Here is a 20189-nt window from a genome sequence, read left to right as displayed (position 1 = left end):
ATGCGCCCCACCCTTCTGTGCGGACTCCTCGTCGTGGGCCTGGGCAGCGGGGGCTGCGAAGCCCAACCTGACTCCCCCCTCTTCTTCTACGGCCTGGCCCGGCGGGTGGACGGCTCGCCCTTTGGACAGACAGCGCTGTCATTGGAGGGGGCACGCCGCGGCACGGTCGCCGACGAGCCGCCCGTCTTCACGCCGTATGGCACGGCGACCACGCGCGACAATGGGGCCTTCGTGTTGGAGATCCTCGCGGGGGACATCGCCCCCATCGTGGCGGGAGAGCTGACCTGGCCCCGGTCGACCTTCCGCGACCGCTTCCGGGTGGCGACGCCCCTGGAGGAAGGACGGGCCGCCTTCGTCTCGTTCACCCTGTACGGGACAGGGGACTCCGAGTTGCCGGAGCTGCGTGTCTGGGGCGCCGACCTCGCCTGGAGTGAGACAGCCACCGGACGGGCGCTGACCTTCGCACCGCCCCCGCCCGCGCCCGCGCCGCCCCAGGGCGTGGTGGTCTCAGCGGATGACACCACGCCGTACCCTGGAGCCCCCAGTGGTGACCTGGTGGACGTCTCGATTCCCAAGCCCGAGCTTCAGCTCCACGGGAAGCAGGGCCTCGTCTGGCACGAGGATGCCGTCACGTCGCCGAGGCTCCTCTCCCCCTGGCTGCTCGAGGACTTCGTCACACCGGAAGTCCAGGTGCGCGCGGTGAGCGCGAACGCCTGGCACCGCGATGCGCTCACGAGTGATGAGGCCTGGCTTCAATTCCGTATCGAATGGCGCAGCGAGCGGCTGCCACTGCCGGAGGGCACGCTGCGCCCACTGAGCCGGGGGGCCAGGTGCCTTCCGGCGCTCGACGCCCCCTGCCCGTTCACGGATGGGCTGCTCACCGAGAAGCGCACCTCCGAGCTGTGGCCACTGGAGACCTCTTCCTACCCGCGTCGCGTGGGCGTCCGCCTGGAGGCGCCAGCCCGCATCTCGCGCGTGGTCATCCGCAACATGGTGACGTCCGGGAAGGAGGTGCTCGTCGAGGGCAGTGAGGACGGAGCGCAGTGGACCGAGCTCGCCCGGCGGAAGCTTGCTGAGTCCTTCACGTCGGGAGTCAGCCGGGGCTTCCGAGAGGCGAGCGACGCGGACAGTCCGTGGGATCCGCCTCTTCCGCGGTACGACCACACGTTCCTCGACATCCCGCTGCCTGAAAGTCCCCAGGTCCAGTACGTCCGCCTGGTTTGTCTGTCGTTCCCTCCCTACGAGGCGGAGGTGACCTCCCTGGCGGAGCTGTCCCTCTTCGAATGAGACGGATTGGACTGCGTGTCCCCTGCCTCCTCCAATTCGGCCTGGGAGTCGGCGACGTCCTCCGTTCGCTCCACTCCTGGTAAGAGCAACACAACACCATGGCCCAGCTTCGACGCACGGACCTGGACGCTTCCTGTGAATGCCCCGGAAGCTGCGGACTGCGGGGGCGCCAGCGTTCGTGCGCACCCTGCCCTCCTCACCCTGAGGCATCCCCTCACATGACACCGAAGGCTTCGCGGAAAACGGGTTGCTCGCGAACGAGTTGCTCGAGGAGTTCCATCAGCGGTTGCAACTGGGCCTCGGACATCATGGGCAAGGCTTGATAGGAGAAGCTGCCCTGGCGGAACAAAGAGTAGGTGCGGCTCTTGACCGTGTTGGCCTTGAGGTAGCCGCGCCATTCCCAGCCGCTCCCCGGCAGTTCCCAGCAACGTCAGCGGCGAGAGCGCCAGCGTATATACCAGCAGCAATCGACCGCGTCGCTCCGGCGCGGTGAGGCTCACGGCCGGCCGACAAGCCCATGCCGAAGCGCAAGTCCTTGATGTCCCGGAAACTCTCCTCGGTGCGGAAACGGCGGCTGTAGAGATCCACCACCTGGGAGGAACTCGCCTCGCTCTGACTGGTGGCCAGACACCACGCATCCTTCATCCCCTTCTTCTCCACGAGCACCACCTCCCCCACGGGCGCCTCGTCGTCTCTGACGCGGGCCGCCTTCAGACGCAAGGCTCGGCCCGAGGCGGGCCCCCACTCGGCGGCCGCGCGCGTTCGCCGCGGGCCGTGGTGACGGTGATGCACTGGCGGAAGCGAATGACGTACTCGAAGCTCAACTGCCCCAGCAGGGCGTAGAGCTTCTGGTCGGCCAAGCCCCGGTCCGCCAGCACCGTCACCTTCACCTCGGGGGCGATGAGTTCGCGCAGGCTCAAGAGGACGGCGTCCTCCACTTCGTTGCGAAACCCCTGGAGGGTGGACTTGCGCACCGTCAGCCACAACACCAGGGGCGTCAAGCGGCCATGTCGCGTCTTGAGCGCGGCTACCAGCGTCATCTGGTCGTCGGCCTCGAAGTCCGTCCAGTCCAGCGACACCACGGCCTCGGTGCGTTGGCCCAGCACGCACGACCCCCACAGGGCGAAGAGATGCCAGACGTCGATGCCCGTATTGGACAGCAGCCGATCGACCTGCTTCACCCAATGCTTGCCCTTGGTGCCACTGGCAATGGCCAGTGCCTGGCCGATGGCATACACCGACAGGCTGGCCGCATGACCACGCCCAACGTCGCCAGCGACCGCGATAAGACTCTCTTGGCATGCAGGTCGTCCCCGAAGAGTCCGGGCGAGGAAGGGGTGCACCTTCTTTTCGTTGAGGGGAGAGGTTCTCACCCAGTACGCAGTGTCGAGAGTGACATACTCCTCACACGGGCCAGCCGACCCTCCGCCTCCTTGTCAGCCTGCTAAATAAGGGGATGCCTCCGGAACCGCCTCCGACGCCACGAGCGCCCTCTCATTTCGCCCTGGTCCGTGATGCCCCCCATCCATCATAGACTCGCTTCAAAATAGATTAGATTCTGAGGCGCCGACGCAGAAAAACGCCTTCCAAACAACGAGTCAGACTTGCCTCTGCAAGAGAACAAACAACTCACACGACACCACCATTGAATCACAGCGCCTCTGACCACAACCTACCCCCCGTCCCTATCTGGTGGAGCCGCGACGAGTCTCGTCCGGAACAAGGAAGGATCCATGAGCATCACAATCAGGCTTCAAAGCATCAAGTGCCTCAGGGAAGTCAACGAGTCCTCCCCGACGGAGGAGCCTTACGTTCTCGTAACGTCAGCTGATCTGGGCTCCACCATCCCAGGCGTGCCCGCGCCTCCGAATCTCGAAGTATTTCGGTACGGGGTTTGGAACGAAGTCGATGCGGGTGAAGTGCGCGCAAGTGATGGTCCTGCCTTCTGGGGAGTTGACTCGGCACAGCACGACATCCGCAATCCGGATGATGTGGCCCTAATCGTCTCCTTAATGGAGAGCGACAACGCAGATCCCAGACAATATCAGACACTCGTGAAGACAGTAGCCACCATGTCTCTAACATCGTCACTAGGACAAACAAACAACCCCACAAGAGTGACAAAACTGCTTTCGGACATCCGAAACGCTCTCAATGGGGTCGACCTCCCTATACCATTCGCATTGGATGACGACCATATCGCCACAGAACAGCTGAAGCTTGACGGCGCCGACCTAATTCCATTCGGAATCCGGGAAAGAACAATCACCATCACAAACACCGAGGGCGCGTATGAGCTGACGTTTATAATCAAGCGGCATGGCTGGCGCGAATCTGAACTCGCAGGCCCGGGGAGCGCTTCGGGTAGCAGTGGTATCGCAGCGGTTTCGCGCATCCCGGGCAGCATGGAGCTCTGGTGGGTCGGCGGAAACGGATCCGTCGAAGGCGCCTACTGGTACGATGGCCAGCCCTGGGCGCGGTACCAGATCGCAGGTCCCGGCAGCGCATCCACGAGCAGTGGTATCGCAGCGGTTTCGCGCATCCCGGGCAGCATGGAGCTCTGGTGGGTCGGCGGAAACGGATCCGTCGAAGGCGCCTACTGGTACGATGGTCAGCCCTGGGCGCGGTACGAACTCGCGAATCCCGGTAAAGCGTCTGCGAGTGGTGGTATCGCAGCGGTTTCGCGCATCCCGGGCAGCATGGAGCTCTGGTACGTCGGCGGCAACGGCTCCATCAACGACGCGTTCTGGTACGGATGATTCGCCAAGAGCTGCACCTGGACCGGCGTGAGGCGGCTAGAGGCTGTCCCTGATCTCCGGCCCGAAAATCAACCTGGTGGCTCAAACACCGGCGTTGGACCCGGCCTTGAGGGGCATAGGAGGTTGCCAGCCAGCGTCAGGCATGATCAACGCTGACTGTGCGCCGACATGAACTGAGCGATGCCGAGTGGAGCCGCATCCAGCCCCTTGCTGGGCTCGCGGAGCGGCCCACCCTCGAAGCGAGGGGACCGCGACTTCATCAACGCCGTCATCTGGCGCGTGAAGACTGGGGTGCTATGGCGGGACCCTCCGGAGCGATTCGGCCACTGGAAGACCGTCTACAACCGCTTCCACCGCTGGGCGCAAGCCGGGCGCTGGGAAGCCATCTTCAAGGCCCTGCGACTTCCGGTGGATGAGTTCGGCTCGCTGGCAGACGCTTCCGTCGTCCGGGCGCATCAGGACGCCTCGGGCGGAAAAGGGGGTCCGAAGAAATGCTCTGGGGCGTTCTCGAGGAGGTTTTTCAACGAAGGTTCACGCCGTCACAACGACGGGCGGTAAGCCGCTCCACCTCGCGCTGACGGCCGGACAGCAGCATGAGTCCACGATGGCCGAGGAACTGCTGGTGCACGCAGAGGGCGACGCCTTCATCGCGGACACCGGCTATGACGCCGAGCGCATTCGCGCCAACGCCCAGAAGGTGGGGATGAAGCCCGTCATCCATCCCCATCCCAGCCGGAAGCAGCCTCCACCTCTGGACCGCCCCCTCTATCGGCTTCGCTACCGGGTGGAGTGCTTCTTCCACGACCTCAAGCGCTTTCGGGCTGCTGCTACCCGCTACGAAAAGACGGCGACCTGTTACCTCGCCGTCCTCCACGTCGCCTCCATGCTTCTCTGGCTGCGTTAATCAGGGACAGCCCCTAAGGCCCCGCGATGCTCATCGCGAGGCCCGTGGAAAAGCAAAAAGGCCCTGCCGGGTTAGGGCAGGGCCTTCTTTTTTGCTCCCCGAACGAAAGCCTGCGCGAACTCGTTCTCGGCACTCTCTCCAGAGACTGCGACGGAAAACACGAGAGAGGTCATGGGGTTACGTGAAGTCGGGAAAATTCAGGGTCCGATTGAGTCTCCGCAAACTTCGCCGCCTTTGTTCCCGAACATCGCGAATTGAGGAGGGCGCCCATCATTCTCCAGGAGGAGACGATGTGGGACGCCACGTGGGACGATGGAGCGGACGGGACCTCGTGCCCCCATGGTCGGAGGCCACGAACTCTCGTATCCAGACCCTCCCGTGAGCCCTGGCCGAGAGCACCGCGGCGCTGGTCGCCTGGGCACGCGGTTGTCCTCGATGGGCTGGCGGTCGGCAGGGCCGGCCTGGCGCTCCCTTCATCACGAGTGCTCAGCCTTTGATTGCGCGAGACGGCATGGGCGGTGTCACGATGATTCCGACCCCACTTTCACTGCTACAGGAACTCGCCGGCCCGCGCGCACCTCGCTTGCGCACCTCAACGCGCTCATGACGCAGCGAGCGGATTTGGGGCAGGCACAATGGGTTGACGTTGCGGGGACGGATGCTCAGGCGTGGAGTTGCTGCTGGAGCCAGGCGCGGATGCTGCTGAACTGCGCGGCAAACTCGTCGCCCTTCAGGTCCCGCTTCTCCTTGAGGAACACGTCGCTCAGGGAGCCCTCGATGGAGACACCGCCGCTGGCGCGCCCCGCGTCCAGCGACAGCTTCCCGGTGAAGCCGGCCGTCGCCGCGAGCTCGCCCTCCACGGTGACGGGCACCTTCCCCAGGTTCTTCGCCAGCGGCCCGAAGTCACCGTTGGCCAGGGCCTCGCGCGCCTTGGGGTCCGCCAGCGCGGCGGCGACGTCCACCGTCTTCCCCGTGAGCTTCAGCTTGCCGGACACGCCGGTGTCGCCCTTGAGGCTGGCCTCCGTCTGCGTGCCTCCCGGCGTGGCCAGGCCCACGCCGCTCTTGCCGGAGACGCCCACCTCGGCGGAGAGCGTGGAGGCCACGAGGTTGACCTGGGGCCCGGAGGAGCGGCCCTGCAGCGCCGCCGCCAGGTCCAGCTTCCCGTCGACCTCGAACTTGCTCTGCAGGGCGAGCTTGATGGAGCCCTTGCCCTCGACTTCCTTCGTGAAGGCGGTGTCGCTGCCGACGGAGCCCTTGCCCTCGATCTGCCCGGACTGCTCCACGGTGATGGTGGGCTTCTGGCCGTTCTTGCCGAACTCGATGTCGACCTTCGTCTCGAGCTGTCCCTTCAGCTCGCCCGCGAGCGGGACGTTGGGCAGCGGCAGGTCCGTCGCGAGCTTCCCGGCCAGGGTGCCCTTCACCGAGAAGCCCTTCAGGTGGTCGCCGAGGAACTTCTGCGCGTCCGTGCCGACGTACGAGTCCAGCTTCCGGTTGGTGTCACCCGCCTTGTCGAAGAACTTGCCGAGGCCGTCGGCGCCCACCGCCTTGGCGGCGCTTGCCAGGAAGCCGGAGACCTTGTCACCGACCTTGGCGCCGGCATCCACGGCGTAGCTCGCCGCGACGCCCAGCGCGGACTCGTTGCCGGCGGCCGCGATGATGCCCAGGCCGCGCAGGGCGTCCTCCTTGGACTTGAATTCGAACTTCGGGGAGACGCCGGCCCCGAGCTCCGCGGAGCCATTCACGGGGCCCTTCGTGCTCGGCTCGGCGGTGAGCTTCCCCTCGTTGAGGGCGGTGACTTCGTAGGTGCCGTTGGGCCCCCGCTTCACCTCGACCTCACTGCCAATCTCGCCACCGGCCTTGACCGGCGCGGCGCCCGCCTGGACCTCGCCGTTGGCGCTCAGCTTGAGCTTCACGCTGTCGCCCTCGGAGTTGAGGGCCACGTCCAGGGCCTCGCCGAGCCGGCCCTGCTTCGCCAAGTCCTGGGCCTGCTTCTGCTTCGACTGGGCGCCACCGAGGGTGGACGGGGCTCCGCTGCCCTGCACGGTGCCGCTGGCCGTGGCGGTGTTCCTGGCGCCCGGGTTGAGCTCGACCGGCGACTTCTTCGGTGCGCCCGCGTCGGCGTCCCGGGGCTCCGCGGGCCGGGTGGCGTGCGGTATCGCTTCGGGGTTGGCTTCCTGGGAAGGGGACGCGAATGGTTGACCGAGGGGCACTGGAGGGCCGCCCTGCATGCCATTCACGCCCATCGCGGTGAATGGGACCCCAGGCGCTTCGCCGCTCCCGGCCGTTTGGATGGCTTCCTGGGGCGGGGGCGTCAAACCCAGCAACTTCTCCAGTTCCGACTTCCGACTCGTGCCCTCGAAGGCGGAGGCGAGTTCATTCTTCGTGGGCTTGACCTTGTTGATGTCCTCCTGACTGTAGGGGGGCTTCTTGGATTCCTCGATGGCCAACGCATTCGCTTTGCGCATGGCCTCCTCGGCACTCTTTGCGGTGAGGGCTGCCGTTTCCTCCGCCGCCTGGAGCTTCTGGGCAGCCTTCCTGGAGGCCTCAGTTGCTTCCTTGAACTTCGTCTCTGCGGCCGCAAGGTCCTCCTTCGACTTCTTCGCCTCCGCGGGTGGCTGTCCGGACCTCTCCGCTGCCTTGCGCGTGTCGGCGACAGCCTTCTCCGCTGATTTCTGCTGTCTCCGCGCGGAATCCGCGTCGCGCTTGGCCTGCGCCAAGTTGTCCCGAGCCGCCTCCGCCGCCTTGCGCTTGGCCTCGGCCGCGAGCCGCGCCGCTTCCGCCTTCTGCCGGGCCTCCTCTGCGCGGCGCTGCGCTTCGGCAGGGTCTACTTTTCCGCCAGAACCGACCGCTGTCACTGAACCCATGGAGTATCTCCTCTCGACGGGGAATGCCTTGTGTCAGGCAAGGCGGATGCGATGCCTGTGATTGGAGACGCGGACACGAAACGGGCCCGAGGCGTGGTACGTCCTGCTCGGGTCGATGCGTGTCTGCCCCTGCAGTCGAGGAGAAAGAGGGAGGAAGGCAACCGGCGTCCCAAAAAAACTTGGGAGGGGCGCTGAGGGACCTAGGGGCTGTCCCTGATCTCCGGCCCGAAAATCAACTTGGTGGCTCAAACACCGGCGTTGGACCCGGCCTTGAGGGGCACCAGGAGGTTGCCAGCCAGCGTCAGGCATGATCAACGCTGGCTGTGCGCCGACATGAACTGAGCGATGCCGAGTGGAGCCGCATCAAGCCCTTGCTGGGCTCGCGGAGCGGCCCACCCTCGAAGCGAGGGGACCGCGACTTCATCAACGCCGTCATCTGGCGCGTGAAGACTGGGGTTCTATGGCGGGACCTTCCGGAGCGATTCGGCCACTGGAAGATCGTCTACAACCGCTTCCACCGCGGGGCGCAAGTCGGGCGCTGGGAAGCCATCTTCAAGGCCCTGCGACTTCCGGTGGATGAGCTCGGCTCGCTGGCAGACGCTTCCGTCGTCCGGGCGCATCAGGACGCCTCGGGCGGAAAAGGGGGTCCGAAGAAATGCTCTGGGGCGTTCTCGAGGAGGTTTTTCAACGAAGGTTCACGCCGTCACAACGGCGGGCGGTAAGCCGCTCCACCTCGAAATAACGCCCGGCCAGCAACATGAGTCCACGATGGCCGAGGAGTTGTTGGTGCACGCCGAGGCAAGGCCTTCATCGCGGACACCGGTTACGACGCAGAGCGCATTCGCGCCAACGCCCTGAAGGGGGAATGACGCCTGTCATTCATCCCCATCCCAGCAGGAAGCAACCGCCTGCGCTGGACCGCACCCTCTATCGGTTGCGCTACCGGGTGGAGTGCTTCTTCCACGACCTCAAGCGCTTTCGGGCTGCGGCCACCCGCTACGACAAGACGGCGAAGAGCTACCTCGCCGTCCTGCACGTTGCTTCCATGCTTCTTTGGCTGCGGTAATCAGGGACAGCCCCTAGCGTCCTTGGCGACCGTGGCCGCGGCGGCCTTCTCCTGTCGCGCGGTAGTCGCGGCGCGCCGGACCGGCGGCAAGGCTTTCCGGGCATCCGCCGCCGCATTGATCTTGGCGTCGGCGGCGACCTTCGCCGCCGCCGCCTTCTGCTGCTCCGCCAGCTCTTTTTTCTGCTGCTCGGCAATGTCTACCTTTGCTCCCGGACCACTCGCGGGTGCGACGGCGCCCATGGGACACTCCCCTCTTGATGAAGGATTCACAGCCCATCATCGGGATAGACAGACACCACCCGGATGAAAGGAAGACACCGACACGCAGGACTTACGAAACGCCGAGCGCTCTTCCTAGAAGTCAAGAATCCAGTGATGCGCTCATGGGGAATGAGGGAATGGCCCCGCCTGCATCTCAAGATTTCTTCCGTGCGCGAGTCAACGCACGACTGCCCATGCACTCGTGAAGAGCGCGGGAATGGTCTAAGCTGCATCCCAGGACTTCAAAGGGGGAATGCCCACGCGCTTGACTCAACTCTCCGACGGCTCTGTCTGGCAAACCGGAACGCATCGCGGAGTGAGCACATGCATTCATGTCCAGAGGAAGTGACGCTGACGGACTTTCTCGCGGGGCTGCTCTCAGAAGAGCACCGGACCTCTGTCCTGGCGCACCTGGAAGGCTGTACGGACTGCCGTTGGGTCCTGGCGGCAGGGAATGACACCCAGGTCCTGGCCGGTGCTCCGAAGGCCTCCGCACAGGCGCCGTCCCAGCTACTGCTGCCGGGCGACAAGCTCTCCCGGTACGTGGTGCGAGAGCGCATCGGCTCTGGCGCGATGGGCGTCGTGTACGCGGCGGACGACCCCGAACTGGGACGCCGGGTGGCCATCAAGATGCTGCGTCCCGAGGGACGCCAACGCGAGGAGTTGCGGCAGCGGCTGCTGCGCGAGGCCCAGGCGCTCGCCCGGCTCCGCCATCCCAATGTCGTCACCCTCTACGACGTGGGCACCCATGCAGACGGCGTCTTCCTCGCCATGGAGCTGGTGGAGGGCACCACTCTGGCGGAGTGGATGCGGCAGCCGCGTCCCTGGAAGGAGGTGCTCCGCGTCTTCCGCGAAGCAGGCAAGGGCCTCGCCGCCGCGCACGCCGCGGGCCTGGTGCACCGCGACTTCAAGCCCGCCAACACCCTCCTGAGCAAGGAGGGCCGCGTCTTCGTGACGGACTTCGGCATCGCCGGCCCGCTCCAGCAGGACGAGGGCGCTCCGCTCCAGGAGCCCGACACGGCCCCGGTCGCCTCCATGAGGCACCTCACCCGCACGGGCCAGCTCCTGGGCACGCCCGCCTACATGGCTCCGGAGATCCTGGAGGGCCAGCACGCGGACGCCCACTCCGACGAGTTCAGCTTCTGCGTGGCCCTCCACGAGGCCCTCTTTGGCGTGCGCCCCTTCCAGGGTGCGACACTCCAGGAGCTGGCCCAGGCCGCGCGGCAAGGCACCCTCAGCCCCCCGAAGCGGGAGGTGAAGGTTCCAGCCCGCGTCCGGCGCGCGGTCCTCCGGGGGCTCAGCGCCAACCCCGAGGAGCGCTTCCCCTCCATGGAGTCCCTCCTGGCGGCCCTCACGCCACGGCCCATCCGGTGGCTTGCGCGGATGACGGCCGTGGCGGCCGTGGCGGGCGTCCTGGGCACCCTCGCGGCCTACGGGGTGACGCATCGCGAGGGGAGCCACTGCGAGCAGGAAGTGGAGAAGCTCACGGTGGCCTGGAGCCCCGCGCGACGCGAACGGATCCGCACGGCCTTCCTGTCCACGGGCGCGTCCTACGCCGCGCCAGCATGGGAGCAGCTCGCGTCGGCGATGGACGCCTACGCCGCCCAGTGGCGGACGCTTCGCACCGAGGCCTGCATGGCCACGGACAGCGACACGGCGGACGTCGCCTGGCAGACGGCCGCGTGCCTGGACGCGCGGCTCTGGCAGTTCGCCGCCGTGACCGAGGTGCTGGAGAAGGCGGACGTGCTGACGGTGCAGAACGCGCACCCGCTGACAACCTCCCTCGAGGGGCTCGCCGGCTGCCGGGACGCGCCCGGCCTCTCCGCCCGGCCGCAGCCGCCCGAGAACCTCCGGGCCCCGGTGGAGGCGGCACGGCACAAGCTGGCGCAGGCCCGCGCCCACCTCGTGTCACACCGGTTCACCGAGGGCCTCGCGGTGACGACAGCCCTCCTCGAGGAGCTGAAGGTGCTCGACTACAAGCCGCTGCGGGCGGAGGTGCTCCTGGCCCACGGCGTGTTCCTCGGGGGCCTCAACAAACCGAAGGAAGCGGAGGCGGTCCTCTACCAGGCGATGTGGGAGGGAGAGGCCGCGCGTGACGACGAGACGGTGGCACGGGCCTGGCTGGAGCTCATCTGGGTGGTGGGGGAGGAGCAGTCCCACGCCGACGAAGCGGAGAAGCTCATCCTGCACGCCCGGGCCGCCGTCGAGCGGCTGGGACGGGAGCGCTTCCCCGACATCACGACGGACCTGCACGCGCGCCTGTCGTCGCTGCGAGAGGCGCACGGCCAGCTCGCCGAGGCGGAGCAGGAGGCACTCCAGGGCCTGGAGTTCTCCCGCAGGAGGAATGGCCCGGACAGCCTGCGCACGCCCAACCTCCTCCACCAGCTGGGACGCATCCGCTACGGCCAGGGCCGCTACGAGGAAGCGCTGAAGCTCCACCGCGAGGCCCTGGCGCTGCGCGAGCGATTGCTGGGCCCCGACAACCCGGCCCTCGCGACCTCCTACAACCGGGTCGCCACGGCCTCGCTGGAGGTGGGCCGGCACGCCGAGGCCATCAGCGCCTGGCGCAGGGCCCTGGCCCTCCAGGAGGCGTCCTCCAGCCCGGAGACGACTCCGATGGGGACGGTGCTGCTGAACCTGGCCGGGGTCTCGCGCCTCGAAGGCCGGCTGGAGGAGGCGCGCTCACAGGTCGAGCGGGCACGCGCCATCTTCGAGCGGGCCCGGGGCCCCAATCACATCACCGTCATCTTCGCGCTCACGGAGCAGGCGGTCCTCGCCCGCGAGGCGGGCCAGGACGCCGAGGCGCTGGCCTTCGCCACGGAGGCCCTGGAGCGCGTCCAGCGGTCCCTGGGCCCGGACTCGCCGCGCGCCGCCCTGCCGCTGACCGTCCGGGGGCAGGTGCACCTGAAGGCGGGCCGCCATCCCGAGGCGCGGCGCGACCTGGTGGACGCGCTGAAGCGGCTGGAGGGGGACTCCGGACTGGCGGCGGGGAAGACGGTGTCCGTGCTGCAGTTGCTGGCCGAGCTGGCCCTGGCGACACGGGCCCCGAAGGAGGCGCTCGCGTACTGCGACCGGGCGAGGACCCTCACCGAGAAGACCGATGGCGCGGAGTCCCAGGACGGTGCCAACGCGCTGACCTGCGCCGGCAAGGCGCATCTGGCACTGGGCGCGGCGGCGCAGGCCACACCGCTGCTCGAGCGCGCCCGTCGCATCCAGACCCGCTGGGGCAAGCCCGGTGACGCGGAGGCGGCCGGGAGGACCTCCTTCCTGTTGGCCCGGGCGCTCATGGAAACGCACCCCGCCCCGGACCGGACGCGAGCGTTCGAACTGGCCGAAGAGGCCCGGACGCGGCTGGAGTCCGTGGGAGTCCGAGGCCAGCCGGAGCTCCAGCGAGTGCTGGCCTGGCAACAGCGGGAGGCGAAGCGATGAGCGAGCAACAGAAGACAGGCTCCCTGGCGGCGCTGCTGCGGGAGCACCTGCCCTGGGAGCAGCGCGCGGAGCTGGACGCAGTGGAGGGGTTGGAGGCACTGCTGAACCAATTCGTCGAGGCGGCCCGGGACGGGTGGGCCTGGGCCACGACGCCGCTCCCGGCGGAGTCCTTCGCGCGGCACCTGGCCCGGCACCTGCCCGCGGGAAGGACATTGGAGGTGATGCGCGTCCTCCATGGCGCCGACCTGTACCTCGCGTGCGCCTGCGCCACCGGGGAGCCCTCGGCCCTCCGGGCCTTCGAGCAGAACATCCTCCGGTACATCCCCGCCCGGCTCGGGAGGGTGTCGCCGAGCATGGTGGACGAAGTGCTGCAGGTGCTGCGCGAGCGGCTGCTGGTGGGCAGCGGCGACACGCCCCCGAGGATCGCGAGCTATGGGGGACGAGGGCCCCTGCTGACCTGGGTGGGCATCGTCGCCGCGCGCATCGCCGGGGAGCTCGTGGGCCGGGACGCGCGCCATGAGCTCGTCGCGGAGCCTCCCGAGGAGCTCGCGCGGCTCCTGGCCCCGGGCGACCCCGAGTACGCGCTGCTGCGCGAAGACGCGCGCAGGCTCCTCGTCGAGTCGCTCAAGAAGGCGGTGGCGGTGCTCCCCGAGCAGGAGCGGACCCTGCTGCGGCTGCACCACTTCCATGGGTTCACGATGGACCGGCTGACGCTCATGTATGGCGGCTCGCGCTCCGGCATCGCGCGCAGGATCGCGGAGGCCCGCGAGCAGTTGCTCGAGCGCGTTCGCATGGAGCTCGCGCCCCGGCTGAAGCAGGACCGGCTCGCCCTGGAGAGCCTGTTGGGACTGGTCAGCAGCCGACTGGATCTCAGCCTCCAGGGCTTGCTGGACTGATGCCCTGCCTGGGGCCCGGCGCCCCAGGGATTTCTTGGGATGCCCTTGGGCCCACTCCCTCTTCCCAATTGATTGCAGGGGCGGCCATTCATTGACCCGCCAGCCCCAATCAAGAGGAGCGGACCCATGGCTGGAGTGAAGGCAGTCGGTGGTTCGAATGCATCAAAAGTCGATCCCGCCGAGGCACAGCGCCTCGCGGAGGCGGCCCGACAGAAGGCGGAGGCGGCGCGGCTCGCCGCCGAAGCCAAACGCAAGGCGGCGACGGAGGCCCGGGACACGCTGGCGCAGGCCCGGCTCGAAGCGGAGGCGGCGCGACGGCAGAAGGCCACCGCGGAAAAGGCCACCGCCGACGCACGCAAAGCCGCGCAGAAGCCGGGGCAGACGCCCGAGGAGGCGAAGAAGTCGAAGGAAGCCCTCGCCGCCGCGGAGAAGAAGCTCAAGGAGGCCACCGAGGCGTCCAGGACCGCGGCCCAGAACCTCCAGAAGGCGGAGGAGCAGGCGGCCCTGGCCGCCAGGAGCGCGGAGCAGGCCATGCACAAGGCGAACGCGCTGGCCCTCGCGGAGTGCAAGCCCGCCCCGTACAGCCAGAAGGACATCGACAAGGTGAAGCCGACGAAGAGCGAGCTCGACTCGGCCTTCGAGGGCACGAGTCGAAAGGCGGAGCTGGAGAAGGTGTTGGGCTTGACGCCCCCGCCGCCGCAGGAAGTCATCCAGACGTCCGGGGCGGGCGGGGCTCCTGGAGTTCCGCTCGACGCGGTGGACACCTTCAAGGGACCCTTCGGGCAGACGTACACGGGCCCGTCCGCCGACACCTGGTTCCAGCAGCGGCAGGGAGCCCCCCTGGGCGACGCGGCGCAGTCCCAGCCGGCCAGTGGCACCGCCGTCCCCTCCACGCCAGATGGCAGCGACGACTCACCAGCGGGAGTCGCGCAATCGCAGGAATGAGCAGCACCCGGCGACAGGGCAACCCTTCATCTCCGCGAGCACCGGGAACATGGACCCGTGCAATGAAAGACAATTCGATGCGTCCTTCCACCCACGGCAAGGCAAGAGCCGTGTTTTCGAGCATCCCGTGGCGACGCGGCAGCTGTGTCTGGGGATTGCTCCTCTGGCTCTCCCTCATCCCAGGGGTTGCCCGAGGCGACGTCTCCCCCGACGTACGCATCTGCGCGAAGTCCACCTACCTGTTGTTCGAGGACCTCGATTACGAGCGTGCCCTGGAACAGATGGCCCGCTGCAAGGAGGTATCGCGCGGGCCCGAGGATGAGGTGGTGCTGTCGCTCTACCAGGGCGTCATCCTGGTGGAGCTGAGCGGAAGGTTGAGCGACGCCGAAGCCGCCTTCAAGGCCGCCCTCAGCTTGAACCCCGATGCGAAGTTGCCGCTGACTGTCTCGCCCAAGGTGAAGCGGCACTTCGAAGCGGTGCGCAAGCGAGTCCTGAAGGAGTTGGCCGCGCGAGGGGCGGCCAGTGAGCCCCTGAACCAGGAGCCCCCCTCGGAAGCGCAGGAGGTTCAGGCGCCGCGAGAGCCGCTCCCCGTCGTCACCACGGGAGTCCCGGAGTCTTCATCCTCTCCCCTGCGGGATTTGTCCGGCTCGCACTCACTCCTGCGAGACCGGGCGCTCATTCCCGCCGTGGCGGGAGGGGCCTTCGTCGTCGCGGCGGGCGTCTTCTGGGGAGTGGCGGAGGGGCGGAAGTCGAAGCTGGATGGCGTGGCAAAGGACATCCACTCAGAGGCCGATGCCAGGAACGCGGCCCACGGCGCGCGAAGGCTGCAGACGGCCTCCGTGGGGCTGCTGGTCACGGGGCTGGTGGGGCTGGGCGCCTCCACGGGGATGTACCTGCTGGGGTCGCCGAAGAAGCCGGTGCCCGTGCAGTTCGGGCTGGATGGGACGTCCGTGTTCGTGTCTGGGAGGTTGCCATGAAGCCCCTGCTCCGCTCGACAGCCCTTGGCTTGCTGCTGCTCGGCGTCCAGGCCACTGCGTGTCTCGACGTCGACGACCTGGTGGACCAGTTCTGCCTCGACAATCCTCGCATCTGCAAGGATGGCGGGTCGGATGCGGGGCCTGACGGCAATGACATCCTGGATGCAGGTGGACCGGACGGCGGGGACGCGGGGCAGGACGGAGGACCTGACGGGGGCCTTCCCGATGACGAGCGCGAACCGCCGGGGTGGAAGTCCGTGGTCTCCATGAGAATGCGGCGCACAGGCCATACGGCCACCGCGCTGGGAGACGGCCGGGTGCTTGTTGTTGGCGGAAGCAGCACGGGCGACCTCTCGGCGGTCAACCCGACGAACACGACGGAGATCTACACCGTCGCCTCCAACAGCTGGAGTGCCGGCGGGAACCTGGGGACGGCTCGCATGGACCACACCGCCACCCGGCTGCGGAATGGCAACGTATTGGTGGTCGGTGGCAGGGGACCCACGGGTGGCGCGCTGGGCAGTGCTGAAATCTATGACGTGGGTGCGAATGAATGGACCGCGGTCAGTCCCATGCCCGGCGGAACACGTGCCTCCCATGCCGCCGTCTTGCTGCCCTCGGGGAAGGTGCTGGTGGCGGGTGGCGGCAGCTCGGATGCCGATGGGCTGAACACCTCCGAACTCTATGCTCCGGACAACGACTCCTGGACGAAGACAGGGGACCTGAACGTCAGACGCAACATGCTGACGCTCACCCTGCTGGACGGTGGCGTGGCATTGGCCATTGGTGGCTACCATCGCAACGGAGCGGAGGCGACCGCCGAGGTCTACGACTCGAACCCACCGGATGGAGGATGGCGACTCCTTTCGCAGCGGATGGGCCATGGGCGCAACGGGCACGCCGCCACGCTGCTGCCCTCTGGACAGGTCCTGGTCACCGGCTCCCTCGAGGGTTCACCTGGAACGGTCCTCCCGTCAGTGGAACTCTTCGAGCCAGGCAGCGCTTCGTGGACGCCCCAGGCAGACATGAGGGAAGCCCGCTTCCTCCACACGGCCACCGCCCTGCCTTCGGGCGAGGTGCTGGTGACGGGCGGGTATTCCACCTCCTACGCGAAGCCGCGTGCCTCCGCGGAGATACTCCGGCGGGATGGCGGCTGGGAACCCATCGCCCCCATGTCATCGGCGCGCACCTCTCACACCGCCACGTGGCTGGAATCTGGGAGTGTGCTCATCATCGGCGGCACCGACGGCGACGTGGCGCTGAACACCGCCGAGCGGTACGTCCCCTGAGCGTCGTCCGAGCCCCGCGAGGCGTTCCTCCAGGTCAGGGGAACGTCACGTTGGTGAGCGTGAGGGTCCGAGGCCCGTCTTCTTCCCACAGCTTGAGCGAGAAGGGCCCTTGAACAAGAGCCGCTGAAGCCTCGGCCTCAACCACGACGCGGCCGATCTCTCCTGTCGAAATGGGGTGCTCCTGCCACAGGCGAAGCACCTTCAACTCCACGCCGGCCTTGGTTCGAAGCATTGCCCCTTTTCCAATCCAGGTCTGGGCCCCCGAGTTCACCGCCAGATGGATTTCCACGGCCACCCTGGTCGAGGATCGGTAGCTTCGGACGATGGCTGCCCGAAGCACATTCCCAGCCGATTGGGCTACGTCCTTGGTCACGACCCATCCGGCCACACCGTGCTCATCCAATGCCTTGGTGGAGATGAGGCCTGCAAGACCGGCCGGAGCCTCATGCTCCGCCATCAGGTGGGCGCGCTCTTGCTGGCACCGCACCAGCGCGTCACGAACCTCCCTGGCTTCCTGCTGGTACGTCTCAACCGTCCGCCGCCCACGATAGACCTCGACAAGCGGCTCCGCGTTCGCGGGATGCGCCCGCAGAAGGAAGGTGGCACTCCTCGGTGCGGCTCCATCCTGGAAACGCACGACCAGTCGAAACTGCTCGCCAGCCGTCACGCGCGGAGAGGGCACCAACCGGAGGGTGGTCTGCCCCACATCCACGAGGGAGAAGCGGTCCCGTCCTTCGAGCTCGATGCCATCGCGCAGCAGGTCAGAGTCAAAGAACAGGCCTGTCGAGACGTTCGCACTGATGACGATCTCGGACGCGGGTCGAGCGTCGTCAGGGGCCAACTCGATGCGCCGCGCGCCCGGCAGGGTGGCCAGAACCGTGGATTGAGCGTCTGCCACTCCGCCCACGAACAAGAGGCCCAGGAGAACGATGAAGGAAGATGAAGGCACTCGGCGGCGGCTCCCAGAGGGTTCTGCTACTCGAACTCGCCCACTGCCTTCACGCGAGCTGTCGTGTAGATGCGGGCACTGGAGACCGAGTCGTCTCCGGGTTCTCGAGCCATTCCTCGCTCGCCCTCCTCCGCGTAGACCTCGATGCACACGGGGAAGCTGTCGCCCTTCCGCGTCGTCGCCCAGGTCAGACGCCCATAGACGCGGTCCCTCACGATGAGCCGGCCTGACAGCACTGTCATGCGCGGCATGTCCCCCCAATCGCTGATCAGGATCAACTGAGTGGGTCCCTCCCGCACCGGAATCACCTTGGGCACGTCGACGACGAAGAGCGCGTCTTCCTTTGTCCCGATATTGATACCCAACTTCTCCATGACCTTGGCGGCTCCCACCGGGCACGGCTCGGGAGGAGGCGCAGGGCGCACCTGGGTGCCAGGGCATGCGAGTGCCGTGCAGGCCGCCGCCGCGCTCACCGCACGGGCCATGATCCCCAGGCCCTTCTTCGCGGGCTTAGAGGGGAGCTGAAGGGGCAGGGTGTCTTTCGGCTGCGTAGTCACGGTGGCTGAAACCTCCTGGAGCGTCGCGGGGAGTGCGACGGCCGCGGCGGTGGCCTCCGGCCCGATGGGAGCCGCGGCGCGGTCAGCTTGAGGCGACTTGCCAGAGGGCGCTACTTCCTGACGGGGAGGCGTCACCGGAGCCATTCGTGACGGCCAGAGCATCAGCGAGGCCCCCGCCGCGAGCAGCCCCAGGACCCGCGCGACCCTCGTCCAGGCCCGCGAGTGTCCTCGCGGCTTCGGCGCGGCCTTCACGGGGGTCCCGCTCGCCGTCGTCGCCGCGTCGGCGGACGGAGGGAGTCCTGGCGGCGGTGGGCGTCTTCCACGACGAGGACGGTACATCGGTGCAAGCCTCCACCGCTCCTCGCTGTCCCTCCCCCCTTCCGTCGTCGCGGTGTCCTCACCGAAGGCGTCGCAGAGCGGCACGTCCCACGCCGCGTCCGCGTGCACCAGCACTCGCTCAAGCTCCGTCACAGCGGCCAGGGCACTCAACGTGCGCGTCTCTGGCGTCTTCTCCAGGAGGCGCAAGCACACGTCGCCCAGCGCTCGAGGCACCCGTGCATTCTCCTCGTGCGGCGGCACCGGTTCACGGGTCATGACGGCCTCGATGAAGCTGGCGTCGTCGACTCCATCGAAAGGCTTTCGCGCCGTCAGCAACGCGTAGAGGACAAGACCCAGGGCCCACAAATCATCCGAAGGACCAGCGCTGTACTGGGCTCCGGCCAGGCGTGCGTGCTGCCGGAAATACCGCCACGCCTCCGGGGAGCGATACTCCGGCGTCGCCGGCGGCAGGATGTCCACCGTCAGCCTCCGCGCGCCCTCGTAGTCGCCAATGCCGAAGTCCAACAGCTTGGCCAGGCCGTCCGAAGCCCGAACCATGACGTTGGCCTCCTTCACGTCCCGGTGCAGCACGCCCGCCACGTGAGAAGCCGCCAGTGCCCGCGCTACATCGAGTACTACGCGAGCCACCTGCCGCGCCGTGGGGTTCTCCTCGTCCGCCCACACGTCCAGCCGGCGCCCATCCACATACTCCATGACGATGATGACGAACTGCGGCGCCCCTGGTGGCCACAGGCCGTGGCCCTGGATGCCCACCACGTTGGGGTGGCGCAGCTTCAAGAGGATGGAGATTTCGCGCTCCGCCCGCTCGCCCACGCGCGGCAGGTGCAGCAGCTTCATGGCGAAGGGCTGCCCCGCGTTGCGAGCGAGGTACACCGTGCCGCAGCCCCCCTGCCCCAGTTGGCGCTCCACCGTGTAGCCCAAGACCTTGGCCCCGGGCGGCAGGATGGAGGGAGGCGGCTTCATATCGTCCTTCCTTGGGAACTCAGGGCCACTCGCATGCGACGTCCTCGAAGCGGGGCTGGGGACGCTACCAGAAACACGAGAAGCCCGGGCATTCCTCTGGATGCCCCTCCTCTCACAGGAGTTCTTTCAGGTTCACTCTTCTGTTTCTTTCAAGTCCACGCACCCACTACCTGCCTGCCCCACCCCCTGGCCTCCCTGACCGGATGGAGCATCCTCCGGCCGACGTCGTCTGCTACACCTCGTGCGGCGCCTGGGGAGCCTCAGGCGCGCATTCACCTCCACCTGCTTCCGAGCCGATCCCATGAATGAAGAACTGGCCATCACGATCGGTAGAGTCGCCCGCGCCGCCCGCGAGGAGCAGGGCCTGACCCAAACCGAGGTGGGCCCTCGCGTGGGCCTCCTCTCCACCGTCTACAGCCGCCTGGAGCGCGGGAAGATGCTCCCCAGCGTTCCGACGCTCTACCGTCTCTGCACGGAACTGAAGGTGTCTCCGGAGGACATGCTCGGCCTCACCGCCCTGGTGCGAGGCCGCAAGGGCCAGCGTCCGCGAGCGCGCGAGGACGAAGTGCCCGCCCTGCGCCGCCTGCTCTACCTTGCGCGCAAGCTGGACGCGGAGAAGCTCGAAGCACTCCTCCACGTCGCTACCGTCCTGACCCGCTAGAGGCCTCTACTTCCGCCGCGTCATCACGTCGGGTTCGTCCGCC

Annotated in this window: 16 protein-coding genes and 1 pseudogene; 12 read left to right on the top strand and 5 right to left on the bottom strand. The window is 67.5% G+C overall.

Features of this window, described 5'->3' with window-relative positions:
* A complete protein-coding gene (locus tag D7Y15_RS05215; protein ID WP_121751867.1) occupies nucleotides 1-1287 on the top strand; it encodes a hypothetical protein in 1287 nt (428 codons plus the stop codon).
* Between the two features lie 214 nt (nucleotides 1288-1501).
* On the opposite strand, the pseudogene D7Y15_RS05210 reads toward D7Y15_RS05215, so the two are convergent.
* Nucleotides 1502-2608, bottom strand: a pseudogene (locus tag D7Y15_RS05210) (IS4 family transposase); the annotation flags it as partial.
* Between the two features lie 412 nt (nucleotides 2609-3020).
* Here D7Y15_RS05210 and D7Y15_RS44045 point away from each other — a divergent pair.
* The 3 genes from D7Y15_RS44045 to D7Y15_RS45580 all read left to right on the top strand — a co-directional run bounded on the left by D7Y15_RS44045 (nucleotide 3021) and on the right by D7Y15_RS45580 (nucleotide 4950).
* Nucleotides 3021-4046, top strand: coding sequence for a hypothetical protein (locus D7Y15_RS44045; protein ID WP_148712692.1), 1026 nt, complete (start codon nucleotides 3021-3023; stop codon nucleotides 4044-4046).
* A gap of 180 nt (nucleotides 4047-4226) precedes the next feature.
* Nucleotides 4227-4604 (top strand): transposase, encoded by a 378-nt coding sequence (locus tag D7Y15_RS46715; protein WP_120574873.1) that lies wholly within the window; start codon nucleotides 4227-4229, stop codon nucleotides 4602-4604.
* Nucleotides 4501-4950, top strand: coding sequence for an IS5 family transposase (locus D7Y15_RS45580; RefSeq protein WP_368666169.1), 450 nt, complete (start codon nucleotides 4501-4503; stop codon nucleotides 4948-4950). Before D7Y15_RS46715 ends, D7Y15_RS45580 begins: the two co-directional genes overlap by 104 nt.
* Nucleotides 4951-5612: 662 nt before the next feature.
* Here the strand turns inward: D7Y15_RS45580 and D7Y15_RS45575 are convergent.
* A complete protein-coding gene (locus D7Y15_RS45575; RefSeq protein ID WP_233596663.1) occupies nucleotides 5613-7415 on the bottom strand; it encodes a hypothetical protein in 1803 nt (600 codons plus the stop codon).
* A gap of 722 nt (nucleotides 7416-8137) precedes the next feature.
* On the opposite strand from D7Y15_RS45575, the gene D7Y15_RS46710 reads away from it, so the two are divergent.
* Together D7Y15_RS46710 and D7Y15_RS05180 are read left to right on the top strand one after the other, a co-directional pair.
* Nucleotides 8138-8536, top strand: a complete 399-nt coding sequence (locus tag D7Y15_RS46710; RefSeq protein ID WP_158624305.1) for a transposase — start codon at nucleotides 8138-8140, stop codon at nucleotides 8534-8536.
* 143 nt (nucleotides 8537-8679) lie between these two features.
* A complete protein-coding gene (locus D7Y15_RS05180) occupies nucleotides 8680-8880 on the top strand; it encodes a transposase (protein WP_158624307.1) in 201 nt (66 codons plus the stop codon).
* Here D7Y15_RS05180 and D7Y15_RS05175 read toward each other — a convergent pair whose 3' ends face one another.
* A complete protein-coding gene (locus D7Y15_RS05175; protein ID WP_120574877.1) occupies nucleotides 8881-9120 on the bottom strand; it encodes a hypothetical protein in 240 nt (79 codons plus the stop codon).
* Between the two features lie 345 nt (nucleotides 9121-9465).
* Here D7Y15_RS05175 and D7Y15_RS05170 point away from each other — a divergent pair, with 345 nt between their 5' ends.
* The 5 genes from D7Y15_RS05170 (at nucleotide 9466) to D7Y15_RS05150 (ending at nucleotide 16677) form a co-directional block, all read left to right on the top strand.
* Nucleotides 9466-12570 carry a tetratricopeptide repeat protein gene (locus D7Y15_RS05170; protein ID WP_120574878.1) on the top strand — a complete coding sequence of 1035 codons (3105 nt, stop codon included), beginning with the start codon at nucleotides 9466-9468 and terminating at the stop codon, nucleotides 12568-12570.
* Nucleotides 12567-13466 (top strand): RNA polymerase subunit sigma-70, encoded by a 900-nt coding sequence (locus D7Y15_RS05165; protein ID WP_121751866.1) that lies wholly within the window; start codon nucleotides 12567-12569, stop codon nucleotides 13464-13466. The genes D7Y15_RS05170 and D7Y15_RS05165 overlap by 4 nt, the downstream gene beginning before the upstream one ends.
* Before the next feature lie 126 nt (nucleotides 13467-13592).
* Entirely contained in the window at nucleotides 13593-14411 is an 819-nt protein-coding gene (locus tag D7Y15_RS05160; RefSeq protein WP_121751865.1) for a hypothetical protein, read from the top strand.
* 77 nt (nucleotides 14412-14488) lie between these two features.
* Nucleotides 14489-15388, top strand: coding sequence for a hypothetical protein (locus D7Y15_RS05155; RefSeq protein ID WP_121751864.1), 900 nt, complete (start codon nucleotides 14489-14491; stop codon nucleotides 15386-15388).
* On the top strand, nucleotides 15385-16677 hold the full coding sequence (locus D7Y15_RS05150) for a kelch repeat-containing protein (protein ID WP_121751863.1): 1293 nt from the start codon (nucleotides 15385-15387) through the stop codon (nucleotides 16675-16677). The genes D7Y15_RS05155 and D7Y15_RS05150 overlap by 4 nt, the downstream gene beginning before the upstream one ends.
* 34 nt (nucleotides 16678-16711) lie before the next feature.
* Here D7Y15_RS05150 and D7Y15_RS05145 read toward each other — a convergent pair whose 3' ends face one another.
* Both D7Y15_RS05145 and D7Y15_RS05140 read right to left on the bottom strand, forming a co-directional pair.
* Nucleotides 16712-17626 carry a DUF2381 family protein gene (locus tag D7Y15_RS05145; RefSeq protein ID WP_120574883.1) on the bottom strand — a complete coding sequence of 305 codons (915 nt, stop codon included), beginning with the start codon at nucleotides 17624-17626 and terminating at the stop codon, nucleotides 16712-16714.
* 26 nt (nucleotides 17627-17652) lie between these two features.
* Nucleotides 17653-19485, bottom strand: a complete 1833-nt coding sequence (locus tag D7Y15_RS05140) for a serine/threonine-protein kinase (protein ID WP_120574884.1) — start codon at nucleotides 19483-19485, stop codon at nucleotides 17653-17655.
* Between the two features lie 301 nt (nucleotides 19486-19786).
* Between D7Y15_RS05140 and D7Y15_RS05135 the strand changes: the two genes are divergently transcribed.
* Complete coding sequence (locus tag D7Y15_RS05135; RefSeq protein WP_120574885.1) at nucleotides 19787-20146, top strand: helix-turn-helix domain-containing protein; 360 nt, start codon at nucleotides 19787-19789, stop codon at nucleotides 20144-20146.
* Nucleotides 20147-20189 lie beyond the last annotated feature (43 nt).

Origin of the sequence: Corallococcus sp. AB030, from assembly GCF_003668965.1 — a bacterium.
In the GTDB taxonomy this organism is placed as follows: Bacteria; Myxococcota; Myxococcia; order Myxococcales; family Myxococcaceae; genus Corallococcus; species Corallococcus exiguus.
The sequence above is the reverse complement of the archived record's forward strand: the minus strand, read 5'-3'. Positions and strand labels throughout refer to the sequence as shown.